We start from the raw sequence: 14,457 nt of genomic DNA, 5'->3' as shown, positions 1-14,457 counted from the left end.
TTCGTCACCCACTACAGTTGACAAAGAGCCAAAAAATCCACCTCTCACACAAGGCGAGAAATGGTTTGTTTATCGATTTTTGGTATCTAAAATAATGGTCACAGGTCCGTCATTAACCAGACTAACCTGCATATCTGCACCAAAGCGTCCTCTTTCTACAGGAACATGAGCTGACAAGGATTGGTTGAAATCATCATAGAACTGGCTAGCCATGTCAGGCTTTGCAGCACCCGTAAATGCTGGTCGATTCCCTTTTTTCGTATCTGCAAAAAGCGTAAACTGAGAAATCGACAAAATCTGGCCGCCAATATCTTTAACAGAAAGATTCATCTTGCCATCTTCATCTGAAAAAATGCGCATATTGACAATCTTACGAACTGCATACTCTAGGTCCTCTTTGGTGTCCTCTGGACCAACTCCAACCAAGAGTAAGAGTCCCTGCTTAATAGCGCCAACCGTACAATCCTCAATAACTACAGAGGCACTTTGCACGCGCTGAATTACAATCTTCATCGCAGTAACTCCTTACCCATTCGTACGTTTAACACTGTAAACGTCAGGAATAATTTTAATCTTATCCACAAGACCAGTCAATTCAATAAGGTTTGCAATTTCAAAGCTAACGTGAATATTGGCAAACTTCATGTCCTTAGTCGGTTGTGCATTAACCGTAGCAATGCTCTTGGTCGTATTTGACAAGATTTGAAGAACATCATTCAACAGACCAGAACGGTTAAGGCCATAGATGTCAATCTCTGCCAAATAAGATTTATTGGCATTACGTTCATCCCACTCCACTTCGATTAAACGTTGCTCATAACCTTCTTGACTCTTGATATTATTACAATCGGAACGGTGAATAGCAATTCCACGGCCCTTGGTGATATAACCTTCAATCTCATCTCCAGGTACTGGGTTACAGCACTTAGCGATACGCATGAGTAGACCTGAAGCACCTTGAATGATGACGCCATTTTCACTCTTAACCTTGAGAACTTCTTTCTTCTCAGTCTTAACTTCACCACCGTTCATTAGCTCTTCAGCTTCAGCTTTTGCCTTCGCACGCTCTTCTTCACGGCGTTCTTTTTCCGTCAAACGATTGAAAACAGCAGCGGCACTAATTTCACCAAAACCAACAGCGGCATAGAGAGCTTCTTCACTACGCACACTCATACGAGGGAGAATTTCCTCAATATGTTTCTTGTCTAGGTACTTATTGGCAATATAGCCATGCTCTTGGAAGTAGGCAATCAAAAGCTCACGACCCTTGGTGATAGAGGCTTCCTTGTCCTGATTTTTAAAGAATTGACGAATTTTATTTCTGGCCTTGGTGGTCTTAACCATCTTAATCCAGTCACGGCTAGGACCAAAGGAATTGGCATTGGTGACAATCTCAACCACATCACCTGTCTTGAGTTTGGCAGTCAAGGGCACCATACGGCCATTAACCTTAGCACCTGTAGCCTTCTCACCGACTTGGGTATGGATGGCATAGGCAAAGTCAATAGGTCCTGAATCTTTAGGCAATTCCTGAACAGCACCATTTGGCGTAAAGACATAAATACGCTCTGAGAAGATATCCTCTTTAACAGAGTCAACAAACCCCATAGCATCACCATTTGAGGCGTCTTGAAGTTCAACAAGATCTTTAATCCAGTTCATTCCCAAAGCAGACTCTTTCGAATCTACCTTGCCCTTGATACCTTTCTTGTAAGCCCAGTGAGCTGCAACCCCGTATTCGGCAACTTGGTGCATTTCCTTGGTACGGATTTGAATTTCAATAGGTCCTTTTGGCCCATAAACCGTTGTATGGATAGACTGGTAACCATTGGATTTAGGATTGGCAATATAGTCTTTAAAACGGCCAGGCATCGGACGCCAGAGTTCATGGATGTATCCCAACATGGCGTAAACATCACTATGCGTCTCCATAACACAACGGATGGCAATCAAATCATAGATTTGATCAAAGCGCTTTTTCTTGTCGCGCATCTTACGATAAATAGAGTAAATATGCTTTGGACGACCATACACATCACCAACAAGTCCTTGTTCAGCTGTATAGGTCTTAATTTTATCGACAATCTCGTCCACAAGTTCCTCACGCTCACGACGTTTTTCCTTCATCATGTGAGAAATCTTGTAGAATTCCACCTCATTAAGGTAACGGAAGGACATGTCTTCCAATTCCCATTTGATACGACTAATACCCAGACGGTGGGCCAAAGGAGCATAGATTTCCATAGTTTCGCGAGAAATGCGCTCTTGCTTATCCTTGCGAAGATGCTTAAGGGTACGCATATTGTGCAAACGGTCTGCCAATTTAACCAAGATGACACGGATATCCTTGGACATGGCCATAAGCATCTTACGGTGATTTTCAGCCAACTGCTCCTCGTGGGACTTGTACTCAACCTTACCAAGCTTAGTAACACCGTCCACGATATTTCGTACATCCGTACCAAAATCCGCTTCCAAATCATCAAGCGTTTTTTCGGTGTCTTCAACGACATCGTGTAAGAAACCACAGGCTACTGTCACTGCATCAAGATGGAGATCTGCCAGGATACCTGCCACTTGAATAGGGTGAATAATATAAGGTTCTCCTGACTGACGAGATTGCCCACTATGAGCATCTGTCGCATAATGCCAGGCTTTTTCAACTAATTTCAAATCATCTGCTGACATGTAGGCCGAGCAAATGTCTAAAATTTCTTCTCCTGTTACATTTTTATCTTTAGCCATGATTTCTTCCTTCGCTTCTTTTAATAACCTTTATTTTATCACTTTTACAAGTAAAGAAAAAGAGCTAGATAGGCAATTCTTAACCGCAAGGAGCTAACTTGAAAAGCACAATATCTTGTGTTAGAATGATTGAACAAACACAAGATATAGATAGAAAGAGGACGCTTATGTCTCAACTTACCCTCGTTTATATTAGTCTAAGCGGTAATACCCAAAGCTTTGTCAAACGTATGTCTGACTATCTGTCCCTCAACCACGGGATTGAATGTCGCCAAATCAATATTAAAGAGCTTAATCATGAAACCTTCCAAGTAGATGAACCCTTTGTCGCACTCTTGCCAACCTACCTTGAAGGAGGAAATGGTGTTGACAATGGAGATGTTGAAATCCTAACCAATCCACTAGGTGACTTTATCGCAGCCCATGACAATCACAAACATTGCTTTGGTATCATCGGTTCTGGTAACCGTAACTTCAATAACCAGTACTGCCTAACCGCCAAACAGTACAGTCAACGTTTTGGCTTTCCAATGTTGGGAGACTTCGAGCTACGCGGCACACAGTCCGATATCGAACGTCTGGCACCTATTATCCTAGAAGCACAAAAGAACTTTAACCAACGCTAAAACTAGAGCAAAAAAGCCCCTATCAGGGCTTTTTCCTTTGCTTAATTTTTTTCGTGTTTTTTGATTCCAAAGAATCCAGCCAAGGTCATAAGAACCAGACCTGCTAAAGTTGCTGACACAGATTCGTCTGAACCAGTGTTTGGCAAGGTCTTATCTGAACTTGAACCTTGAGTTTCTTGTACTTGAGCTTGAGGCAAGATAACAACTTGAGCGTTTGACAACTGGATAGCTGGAGCAGATTTAGCCATGCTGGCGACTACAGTAGCTTTTGGTGTCTCACGCTTAGTTTGGTCTGCTGTCTCAACACCTTTTGGTGACTTCTCAGATTCTTTATTAGTCGTATCCTCAACTTGATTTGCCTTTTCCTTAACAACCAAACGATACTCTGCAAATCCTGCTTGTGTTGATGGTCCTACATAACTAATGGCATCCTGACCAGCAAGGTGGGCACGCGCATTGTCAGATGAGGCAAAACGGATATCTGCATTCGTAATATTAGGGACGAAACTCCAATTTCCATCGGCAGTTGGGTTAATTGTCTTCTCGCTAACGATATAATCAATGATGGCCTGACGATTCTCAAGATTGAGGAGGCGTTTTTCGGCAGCATCTTTAACACCAGGGAAGTTCCCAGTCGCACGATAGTTGTTAGTCACTACAAGGAAAGTCTGATTCAAATCAATAGGTTTCCCTTGATAAGCCAAGTCACGAACACGGCTAGCATCTGGGTTAACCAACTTACCTTCGCGATCGTATTTGTTAGGTTGTGTCAAATCAAACTTATAAGTCAACCCATCAATCACATCGTAATTGTATGAGCGATAGCTACTGTTAATGAGTTGTTGTGGTTCTTTGCTGTTAGGATCAATTTGATTGAACTGTCCTGCAGACATTTCCAACCATTCTTTAATTTGTGCCCCAGTCACTTTGAGTAGGGCAGTAACATTGTCGTAGAGATAGAGGTCTGCGACGTTCTTAATGGCCAATGGCCCAGCTGGGATATCGGTATAGTAGGTCGCATCTCCACGAGTCCCTGCCTTGAACGGTGCAGCTGCTGAGAGGAGTGGAAGATTCTCATCTGCTGTTCCAGCTACTTGTTTCTTAGCATACCATAGTTGTGCATTATTAACGATTTGAATAGATGGATCATCCTGAACCTGAGCAAAGTAGCTAGTAATTGGTGCAGTAGTCTCACCAACTTCCTTACGAACATAGTTGATTGTTCCATTATGGTCATGAGCTGCCATGTCAATTAAGTCCTTGTCCGCAACATCTGACTTAGTATCAATCTTTTCAAGCTTAGCCTTACTGTTAACAACTTTCCATTTGCCGTCCGTGTAAGTCAATTTGACATCCATGATACCTAGATGATCTCCGAATTTACCAGCCATAACCACAGGTTTCCCATTGATGAGACCATTGACATCATCTACACCAGGGTATTTCGCATAAAAACTTGTGCCATCTCCATTTGGGAAATCCGCATGAGAATGCCCTGTCGCAACAGCATCAACGCCTTCGATACCAGCAATTTGGTAACCTTCATTTTCCTCATTCTTAGTGTATTCATTGTCACCAATACCAGAGTGAGCAGCAACAAGAATATAGTCAGCTCCTGCAGCCTTCATCTTAGGAACGATAGCCTTAACAGCCTCCATTGGATCATCAACGGTTACCTTACCTTCAAGGTTGGCCTTATCCCAAACCAAAATCTGTGTTGGAAGGACACCAGTAATACCGATTTTTAGTGTTACCTGTTTGCCGTCCGTATCAGTAAAGGTCTTGTTAACAATCTTATAAGGGTTGTAATAGTAATCACCAGTCTGAGCATTACGCACATTGGCATTGATAATATTAATCTTAGCAGCCTTAACCATACGATCCAAAAATTCTAGACCATAGTTAAACTCGTGGTTTCCAAGCGTTTCGGCGTCATACCCAAGCATCTCGAAAGCCTTATACATAGGGTGAGTCTCACCTTGGGCAACAGGATCAATCAAAGCCTTATAAGTCCCAAAAGGAGTTCCCTGAATCGTATCCCCACTGTCCACTAAGACCGTATTTGGATTGGTTTCACGGGCTTTTTTGATAAGGACAGCAGTTTTAGACAAACCAACTGTTTGAGATGGCTTATCTTGATAATAGTCATAGTTAACCAAGTTGGTATGAAGGTCTGTTGTTGACAAAATCTGCATATCAACGGTCTGGCCCTCATGAGCAGGCTCTGTAACAGTTTCGGCCTGTACTGGTACTGCTGGTGTCACCTGATTAGCATTCGTCAAAACAGCACTGGCTTCTTGACTCGCTTGGGCCGTTGAGGTATTAGCTGATGGCTCTGCAGACGCATTTGTCGCTACTGTTGTTGGTGTAGCAGAGACAGTCTCTGTTCCTCCTTGAACAGCTGTCCCAGAAGTTCCTTGTCCTGATACTACTGATGCACCACTATCTGCCACGGTTTCGGTAGAAGTAGTTGATACAGGTGCCGTTGCTTCATCAGCTTGCCCTACGACTTGTGGCACAGTCAAGAGAGCAAAAAGGCCCAAAACCACAGCGGATTGAGTCACATAACGATTCGTTTTCATTAAAAATCTTCCCCTTTTATAAAGATAATACAATTATATTAAAACTAAATAAGATTATCAACTTTTTTAGAATTACTCGATTTGTCATACAAAACCAATGGCAAGATGCAATCTTAGCTTAAAAGTGTCAAATACAAAAAAAGTTGGAACAAGGCCAACTTTCTCTTATTTATTCAATTCTAGGGCATAACTGACACTACTCAAAGCGTAGAGAGGAGCCGTTTCCGTCCGCATAATACGCGGTCCAAGGCCAATTTTAAGGCCACCAGCTTCTTCAAATGCATCAATCTCAGACGGAGAAATACCACCTTCTGGTCCAAAGATAAAGAGAATTTTCTGACCACTCTCTACCTTAGCCAACTCACGAGCTAGAGTAGCCAACTCGCCTGCTTTGGCTGTTTCCTCATAGGCGATAAAAATCTTATCAAAATTATCTAATTCTGATAGAAATTCTCCCTTCTTCTCGAACAATCTAACTTCTGGAACACGATTACGCTTGGATTGTTCTGCAGCTCCTAGAGCAATCTTGGCAAGTTTATCTTCTTTCTTGGCAAGCTTCTTACCATCCCACTTGACCACAGACCAGTCGGCAGGGAAGGCCCAGATAGCCTGAGCTCCAAGCTCTGTTGCCTTTTGTGTCACCAGATCCAGCTTATCTCCCTTGGGAAAGCCAGAGGCAATGGTTACAGATACAGGCATCTCAACATTATCATTTAAGTCTTCAATCACTTCAAAGACACGATTCTCACGGTCAGTCACACGCGCAAGACGCTTGATACCGTCTTCAAAAACCAAGACAACCTGATCATCCTCTGTTAAACGCATAACGTTAAACATATGCTTTACAGTATCCTTGTCTTTGATGGTTACTGGATTTTCAACCTGCCCCTTTATAAAATACTGTTGCATTTAGCCTCCAATCACACCTGAAATATCATCTGTCTTCTTGAAGACACAAGCATTCCACTCTCCCTGAACCATGTGAGTTTCTAGGAAGAAACCAGCTTTCTCAGCCGATTCACGCACCATATCCCATTTTTCAGAGATAATCCCCGACATAATCAAATAACCTTCATCCTTAACCAAACGGTAGGCATCTTCCGTCAGATGGATGAGAATATCCGCCAAAATGTTAGCCACGATAACATCAGCTTCTTGAGTTACACCCTTCAAAAGGTCACCTGCAGCAACGTGGATATTTTCCATGCCAGGATTCATATCAATGTTTTCCTGTGCCACTCGAACCGCCACATCGTCAAGGTCATAGGCATAGATTTCCTTAGCTCCAAGAAGAGAGCTAGCAATCGAGAGGACACCCGAACCAGTTCCCACATCAATCACCGTCTCGCCACCACGAAGCACCTGTTCGAGTGCAAAAAGACTCATCTTAGTCGTTGGGTGTGTTCCGGTTCCAAAGGCCATGCCAGGATCTAGCTTGATAATCTTCTCACCTACTGATGCCTCATAATCCGTCCATGACGGTACGATAGTCAAATCGTGGGTAATGCGAGCTGGTTCATAGTACTTCTTCCAATTCTCAGCCCAGTCTTCTTCAACCAATTCTTGAGTAGCCAAATGAATATCTCCAGTTTCAAGACCAAAATCCGTCAACTCAGCCAAACGCTCATTAACCTGCTTAGTAATAGCCTCGATATCTGCTGACTCCGGATAATAAGCCGTAATTTTAACCGTCTCAACCTGTTCAACCTCAGGATAAAGCTCACCAAAACGGTCCGCATTTTCCAAATAATCTGCACTATCATCAATAGCCACACCTTGACTACCAGATTCAATTAAAATATTAGAAGCCGCCTCTTCGACCTCACGATTAACCTCAATCGTTAGTTCTTGCCATTTGTCCATATATTATTTTCTTCCTTTTCTGATAAATAGTCTTTAAAGCGTTCCTGCAACTGGGGAATGACACCTTCTGCTTTTATAAAATCCTCTACAGGCATTAGTTTAAATTCCTGCCCCTCATCACCAAAACGAATCTCACGATACTGCTCTTGGCTAATTCGACCAACCACAAAGACAGCTGACCTATCTTTATCCAACATACTAGGATAGATTTTCGACCAAATAATCGATTCCTCTTTAAGAGTCAAGCCCAGCTCCTCCCAGACCTCACGTTGAAGACATTCAAGAGGCGTTTCTTGACCTTCTCTTCCACCACCTGGCAACTCCCATGTATTTGGCCAAGGAATATCTGGTTTATTATCTCTGAGAATGACCAAAATACTTTGCTCTACGAGTAAGGCAGCCTTAACACCTGTAAAATCAAACTGATCTTTTAAATAAGCATCCATCCCTTTTCGCTCCCTTTAATACCTCGGATAAGCAAAAAATTCCTTCTCTTCAAGTTGAGCTTTCCCTTTTTCGAAAGCTTCTTTGTCCCAAACCAAACCAAATTCCTCAGGTCCATCATCAGATAGAAAATCCATCAAGTCACTCAATCCTTCTGTCGCCACCTCATTCAAGGTCTCCGCAAAATAAGCCAAAAACTCACGAGATAGACCTTTCTTAGGTTCATATGGGATTGTCACTAGGTAGTCCTCTTCATCAAAACGTGATTTTGCTGGATTGTAAAAGAGTACGTAGTCTTCAAAAATAACATCTTCATCAGATACTTCACCCTTATCATCAATAGTCTCCACATTGCTACTGTTTTGTGCTTCTAGGATAAAGGTTACTTCCACAGCGTGATTCTTTTTATCCCAGTCCATCGCAAAATCATAGTCCAGGTGCTTATCCAATTCTTCTTCTAATACTGACAAAAAGCCGAATTTAGCCATTTGTTTTCCTCGTTCTTTCTTATTATTCCCTTTATTTTAGCATAAAAGGAGCCAATAAAAAACAGAGTAGGCTGTCCCACTCTGTCCTAGTTTATTATTTAGCATTTTCAACCGCTGCTGTCACAAAGGTAGTGTAAAGTTCTTCAGCATGGTTTGGACGGCTATGGTATTCTGGGTGGTATTGCGCTGCCACAAAGAATTTCTTATCTGGGAGTTCTACCACTTCCATCAAACGATTATCTGGTGACACACCTGAGAATACAAAGCCCTCAGCCTCAAACTGTTCACGGAACTTAGTATTAAATTCATAACGGTGACGGTGACGACGTTGAACAACTTCTTGGTTGCCATAAGCGGCAGCAGCCTTAGAACCTGGTTTCAACTTACATGGGTAAAGACCGAGACGAAGAGTACCACCCATGTCTTCAATGTCAATTTGATCACGCATAATATCGATAATTGGATATTTTGTGTTTGGATCAAGCTCAGCTGAATTAGCGCCATCCAAGTTAAGGACATGACGAGCAAACTCAATACATGTCAATTGCATACCAAGACAGACACCCAACATTGGCACATCATTTTCACGTGCATAACGAATAGCTTGAATCTTTCCTTCAGTACCACGTTGACCGAAACCACCAGGAACGATGATACCATCAGCATCAGCCAAACGAGAAGCAACATTTTCGGCAGTCAAATCATTAGCATTGACCCAGTCAATATCAATGGCAGTATCATTCGCCAAACCAGAGTGTTTAAGTGCCTCAACCACTGACAAGTAGGCATCGTGAAGCTCTACGTACTTACCAACAAGAGCAATCTTCGTTGTTTTCTTAAGATTAAGCACCTTATCAACCATAGCAGACCATTCTGTCATATCTGCAGCTGGAGCATCCAGTTTCAAATGATCACAAACGATTTGATCCATGCCTTGAGCCTGCATATTAAGTGGCACTTGATAGATATGTTCCACGTCGAGTGATTCGATAACAGCCTCAGGTGCAACATCACAGAACTGAGCCAATTTATTCTTGATTCCTTGACCAGCAGGTTGTTCTGTACGAATAACCAACATATTTGGTTGGATACCCAAACCACGCAATTCCTTAACAGAGTGTTGCGTTGGTTTTGTCTTCATTTCACCAGCAGCCTTCAAATAAGGAAGAAGCGTTGTGTGGATATACATAACGTTATCAGAACCCACATCAGCCTTCATTTGACGAAGAGCTTCAAGGAATGGAAGACTTTCAATATCCCCAACCGTACCACCAACTTCAGTGATAATGACATCTGAATCAGTCGTTGTCGCTGCACGCTTAATCTTGTCTTTCAAAGCATCTGTGATATGCGGAATCACCTGAACAGTCGCACCAAGATACTCCCCTTTACGTTCCTTACGCAAAACTTCGCTATAAATCTTACCAGTAGTCACGTTAGAGTATTTATTAAGATTGATATCAATAAAACGTTCGTAGTGACCAAGGTCAAGGTCAGTTTCAGCACCATCATCAGTAACATAAACTTCACCGTGTTGGTAAGGACTCATTGTCCCTGGGTCAATATTGATGTAAGGATCGAATTTTTGAATCGTAACCTTAAGACCACGGTTCTTAAGCAAACGTCCAAGACTTGCAGCTACAATCCCTTTACCAATTGAAGATACCACACCACCAGTGACGAAAATATATTTTGTCATGTTAACTCCTTATAATATAATTCAAAACAACTACAGATAGTAGATTGATTACCCACTCAGATAATCACGACAGCCCTTTCCTAGTACCTGATGGGAGCGGTACAAAGTACCTCACCTTAGACAAGTCCAGTAAATGACTAAAAACAAAAATGACCCCCAAGAGTTTCACTCTGGGAGCCTTAATCATGACCTCTTCAAAAGAGGTGCCCGATAAATAGTCTAAACTATCCAAGACCATTTGTCAATGAAAACTTAGTCGTTTGACTCATCCTCATAGTCATCGTCATCATCTTCTTCTGACAACTCAACATCATCCAAATCATCATCTGGAATAATTTCATTCAACTCAGAGTCATAAGATTCCACTTCGGCTTTCTCATCATCTTCGCTATCGTCATCATATTCAAGACTATCAGAATCAGGTGTGAAGTTTTCGTCTTCTGGATCATCGTCATTATAATCGATGGCATCTTCATCACCATCCATGAAGGCATTAACTTTCTTGTTCTTACGTTTTGGTGCATTTTCATCAGTATCTTCCAATGTGATGACTTCTTCATCGATTTCATCAATTGCATACCATGAACGCAAGCCCCATTTGTTATCACCTAGTGGAATGAAACTTCCATCCGTATTCAAATCTGAATAAAAGAATGGCAAAGCATTGCGGATATCAGCATCCGATTTTTCTAAGTAATTTTGAATTTCATTGACCAAATCATTGAAATACATTTCATTATCACGACCACGTGTTTCTAAGATAGCACGGGCCACTTCAATCATTGATAATTCACTTTTTTCTTGTCCAGCAAATACGTCTAGTTCCAAAGTGGTTCTCCTTCATTCTTACTCAAGCTAGTTTCCATCAGAAATAGCTCAGCAATCAATTTTTCGCTACCTTTTATTTTACGCTAAAAAGAGTCAATAGTCAAAGCATTTATAGAAGAAAAAATCAAGTCTCAACAGAAACTTGATTTTAGTCATATTATTTAACTTTTGCTGTGCTTGTGATAACTTCAACAGCTTTCTTCATAGTGATATCGTGTTTAAGCATTTCAGGTGAAAGAAGTGCAGAAACTTGTGATACTTCCATGTTGTACTCAGCTGCAAGATCATTGATTTCTTTTTGGATTTCTTCTTCTGTAGCGTCGAATCCTTCAGCAGCAGCAACAGCTTCGATAACAAGGTTAGTTTTCACACGTTTGTCAGCGTCAGCTTCATATTGTTTGTGAAGATCTTCTTGAGTTGTACCAGTGATTTGGAAGTACATTTCAGGAGAGATACCTTGACGTTGCATGTTACCCATGAATTCGTTCATAGCACGGTGAACTTCGTCTTCAACCATTTCTGCTGGCAATTCAACGATTTCAGCGTTTTCAACAGCCAAATCAAGTGCAGCACCTTCAACAGCGTCATCATATGCGATTTCTTTAGCTGCTTCAAGTTCTTTACGGTATTTAGCTTTCAACTCATCAAGAGTTTCAACTTCATCGTCAAGATCTTTAGCCAACTCATCATCCAAAGCAGGAACTTCTTTAGCTTTAACTTCGTTAACTTTAGTAACAAATACAGCAGCTTTACCTGCAAGATCAGTAGCTTGATAGTCTTCTGGGAAAGTTACTTTAACTTCTACTTCATCACCAGCTTTTGCTCCAACCAATTGGTCTTCGAATCCTGGGATAAATTGACCTGAACCAAGTTCAAGAGAGTGGTTTTCACCTTTACCACCGTCAAATTCAACACCATCTACTGAACCAACAAAGTCGATAACAACAGTGTCGCCATTTTCAGCTGCACCTTCTTTAACGACCAATTCAGCCAAGTTTTTGCGTTCGTTTTCAAGCTTAGCATCAACTTCTTCATCAGTAACTTCTTTAGAAGCCTCAACTGAAACTTCAAGATCTTTATATGCACCAAGTTTTACTTCAGGTTTTGTAACAACTTCTGCAGTAAGTGTCCAATCTTGACCTTTTTCAATTGATTTTACATCAATTTTTGGTTGTGCAACAACATCAAGACCAAGTTCAGCAATCGCTGCTTCATAAGCTGCTGGAAGAATTGCATTCAAAGCATCATCGTAAAGAGCTTCTTCACCAAATTTTTGGTTAAATACGGCACGAGGCATGTGTCCTTTACGGAAGCCTGGAGCGTTCAAATTCTTTTTAACCTTGTTAAACGCTTGATCCAAAGCTGGTTGAATTTTATCTTGACCGATAGTGAATGTCACCACACCACGGTTAGTGGCTGTGTTTTCAAATGATACAGACATGTAGTCATTCTCCTTAAAATTTTTTATAGATACAGTTTAGTTTACCATATTTCAAAGCCTTTTAAAAGTTTTTTTCTCCAATTTAATCACAAGAAAATCGTTAGGAACTGTTACTTTTTCAAATTTTTGATAAACTAAAGCTATGAATATTTTACAAAGATACATCCAACAATTTAATTTTGAAGAGACCCTAATGGTACTCATTACAAAAGGGATTAAACTCCTCATTCTCCTCATCATCTTTCTTCTTAGTAAGAAGATTATCAACTTCCTTTTTAAACATACAGTCGGACGCTCTCTAGCTTGGACAATTCAAACACCTGCTCGACAAAAAACCATTGAACGTTTACTACACAATTGCATGAACTACGTGCTATACTTTTTCCTTGTTTACTGGCTTCTTAGTATCCTTGGGGTTCCAGTATCTAGCCTCCTTGCTGGTGCAGGACTTGCTGGAGTTGCTCTTGGTCTAGGAGCTCAAGGCTTCCTATCAGATGTCGTTAATGGTTTTTTCATCTTATTAGAAAACCAGTTTGAAGTCGGCGACTCAGTTGAAGTAGGAGCCGTTACAGGTCTTGTTTCAACCGTAGGTATTCGCACTACTCAAATTCGAGGATTTGATGGGACTCTTCATTTTATACCTAACAGAAATATCACAATTGTATCCAACAAATCTCGAGGAGACATGAGAGCTCAAATTGATATCCCAGTCTATCCATCAACCGATATCAATAAGGTGACAAGCATCATCCAAGAAGTAAATCAAGAAAACATTGAAAACTATCCTCAAATCTGTGGAGCACCAAATATCATTGGATTAAGCACAACTCCTTCCGGACAACTAGTATTTCGCATTGACATCTTTACAAAAAATGGACAACAAACTCATATCTATGCAGACTTCTTGAAACTTTACCAAGAAGCCCTAATCAAAGAAAATATTGAACTTCCAAGATTTATTGGAAACCCTATAGCAGTAAAATAAATTCATTACATTAAAAACACTTCAAAAGATAGATAAGATGAATCTACTTTCGAAGTGTTTTTTATTCATATTAAACAATATTGCCAGTCAAGGTTCTATATTAAGAATTAATCATCTTCATTGTAAGGATCAAAATCAACCATCCAAAATTTTAACTCTCTGATCATCTTTTTTCGACCTCTAAAACACTCCCCAGCTAGCAAACGGTCTAACTTAGTAGCATCTTCCGAAGACAACTGATTACGGAAAGCATTAAGCTGCTCATCATAAACAAGCCTATCAACAGCATCTAACTCTTTATTTGGAAGACAAAAAGCAATATCTGAAATTTCAATATAACATTGTCGATTAGCTTGACGTTTTACAGACTCCTGCCTTCTAACCTCATCATTAAGTCTATTCCTAAATTTAGTTTTAAAATAACGCCGTAACTTATCATCATCAGACTTTAATTCAGGAAACTTTTCTAAAAGCTGATAAAGCGTCATCATAGCCTCTTGCTCCATATCAGCAAGGTCCCAAAGTTGGATGAAATATTGTCTACTAGCCTTAAGTACAATCGGCCTTACAACTTCATATGCATGAACAAAAACTTCTTGTTCCATTCAACCTCCTATTAATAAATATAATTTTTGTAATTAAATTAATTACGAAACCTATTATAAGAGATAGATAAGAAATAAAATAGCGACATATATGTCACTATAAAAGGTGATAAAAACAAAAAAGCTAGACCTACGTCCAGCAATGAAACCT

At 40.7% G+C, this 14,457-nt stretch carries 13 protein-coding genes; 2 read left to right on the top strand and 11 right to left on the bottom strand.

All coding sequences use genetic code 11. The features are described 5' to 3' along the window. Positions 1-69 precede the first annotated feature (69 nt). Together dtd and HMPREF2607_RS00060 are read right to left on the bottom strand one after the other, a co-directional pair. Positions 70-513, bottom strand: coding sequence for a D-aminoacyl-tRNA deacylase (dtd, locus tag HMPREF2607_RS00065; RefSeq protein ID WP_070475315.1), 444 nt, complete (start codon positions 511-513; stop codon positions 70-72). Between the two features lie 12 nt (positions 514-525). Then, the gene (locus HMPREF2607_RS00060; RefSeq protein WP_013989964.1) at positions 526-2,745 is read right to left on the bottom strand and encodes a RelA/SpoT family protein; all 2,220 of its coding nucleotides are present in this window, start codon (positions 2,743-2,745) and stop codon (positions 526-528) included. Positions 2,746-2,912: 167 nt separating this feature from the next. Between HMPREF2607_RS00060 and nrdI the strand changes: the two genes are divergently transcribed. Continuing rightward, positions 2,913-3,371, top strand: a complete 459-nt coding sequence (nrdI, locus tag HMPREF2607_RS00055) for a class Ib ribonucleoside-diphosphate reductase assembly flavoprotein NrdI (protein ID WP_070475313.1) — start codon at positions 2,913-2,915, stop codon at positions 3,369-3,371. A gap of 41 nt (positions 3,372-3,412) precedes the next feature. Here the strand turns inward: nrdI and HMPREF2607_RS00050 are convergent, their stop codons facing one another. From HMPREF2607_RS00050 to tig, 8 genes are all read right to left on the bottom strand, one after another. Further along, positions 3,413-5,953, bottom strand: a complete 2,541-nt coding sequence (locus tag HMPREF2607_RS00050) for a bifunctional 2',3'-cyclic-nucleotide 2'-phosphodiesterase/3'-nucleotidase (protein WP_070475309.1) — start codon at positions 5,951-5,953, stop codon at positions 3,413-3,415. 165 nt (positions 5,954-6,118) lie between these two features. After that, entirely contained in the window at positions 6,119-6,862 is a 744-nt protein-coding gene (locus HMPREF2607_RS00045; protein ID WP_014633807.1) for a 16S rRNA (uracil(1498)-N(3))-methyltransferase, read from the bottom strand. Further along, entirely contained in the window at positions 6,863-7,816 is a 954-nt protein-coding gene (gene prmA, locus HMPREF2607_RS00040; protein WP_013989960.1) for a 50S ribosomal protein L11 methyltransferase, read from the bottom strand. It lies immediately after the preceding gene. Further along, a complete protein-coding gene (locus HMPREF2607_RS00035) occupies positions 7,795-8,262 on the bottom strand; it encodes an NUDIX hydrolase (RefSeq protein ID WP_014633806.1) in 468 nt (155 codons plus the stop codon). Before HMPREF2607_RS00035 ends, prmA begins: the two co-directional genes overlap by 22 nt. A 15-nt stretch (positions 8,263-8,277) precedes the next feature. After that, the gene (locus tag HMPREF2607_RS00030) at positions 8,278-8,748 is read right to left on the bottom strand and encodes a DUF3013 family protein (RefSeq protein ID WP_014633685.1); all 471 of its coding nucleotides are present in this window, start codon (positions 8,746-8,748) and stop codon (positions 8,278-8,280) included. A gap of 94 nt (positions 8,749-8,842) precedes the next feature. Next, positions 8,843-10,447, bottom strand: coding sequence for a CTP synthase (locus HMPREF2607_RS00025; protein WP_070475308.1), 1,605 nt, complete (start codon positions 10,445-10,447; stop codon positions 8,843-8,845). Between the two features lie 252 nt (positions 10,448-10,699). Next, positions 10,700-11,275 (bottom strand): DNA-directed RNA polymerase subunit delta, encoded by a 576-nt coding sequence (gene rpoE / locus HMPREF2607_RS00020; protein ID WP_002885605.1) that lies wholly within the window; start codon positions 11,273-11,275, stop codon positions 10,700-10,702. 157 nt (positions 11,276-11,432) lie between these two features. After that, the gene (gene tig, locus HMPREF2607_RS00015; protein ID WP_002885606.1) at positions 11,433-12,716 is read right to left on the bottom strand and encodes a trigger factor; all 1,284 of its coding nucleotides are present in this window, start codon (positions 12,714-12,716) and stop codon (positions 11,433-11,435) included. Positions 12,717-12,858: 142 nt separating this feature from the next. Between tig and HMPREF2607_RS00010 the strand changes: the two genes are divergently transcribed. Next, positions 12,859-13,701 carry a mechanosensitive ion channel family protein gene (locus tag HMPREF2607_RS00010; protein WP_041826643.1) on the top strand — a complete coding sequence of 281 codons (843 nt, stop codon included), beginning with the start codon at positions 12,859-12,861 and terminating at the stop codon, positions 13,699-13,701. A gap of 107 nt (positions 13,702-13,808) precedes the next feature. On the opposite strand, the gene HMPREF2607_RS00005 is transcribed toward HMPREF2607_RS00010, so the two are convergent. Then, the gene (locus HMPREF2607_RS00005) at positions 13,809-14,306 is read right to left on the bottom strand and encodes a sigma-70 RNA polymerase sigma factor region 4 domain-containing protein (RefSeq protein WP_002885610.1); all 498 of its coding nucleotides are present in this window, start codon (positions 14,304-14,306) and stop codon (positions 13,809-13,811) included. Positions 14,307-14,457: the final 151 nt, after the last annotated feature.

Source organism: Streptococcus sp. HMSC078H03, from assembly GCF_001808655.1.
GTDB lineage: Bacteria > Bacillota > Bacilli > Lactobacillales > Streptococcaceae > Streptococcus > Streptococcus salivarius_G.
Note: the sequence above shows the minus strand (reverse complement) of the source record. Positions and strands in the feature narration are given on the sequence as shown.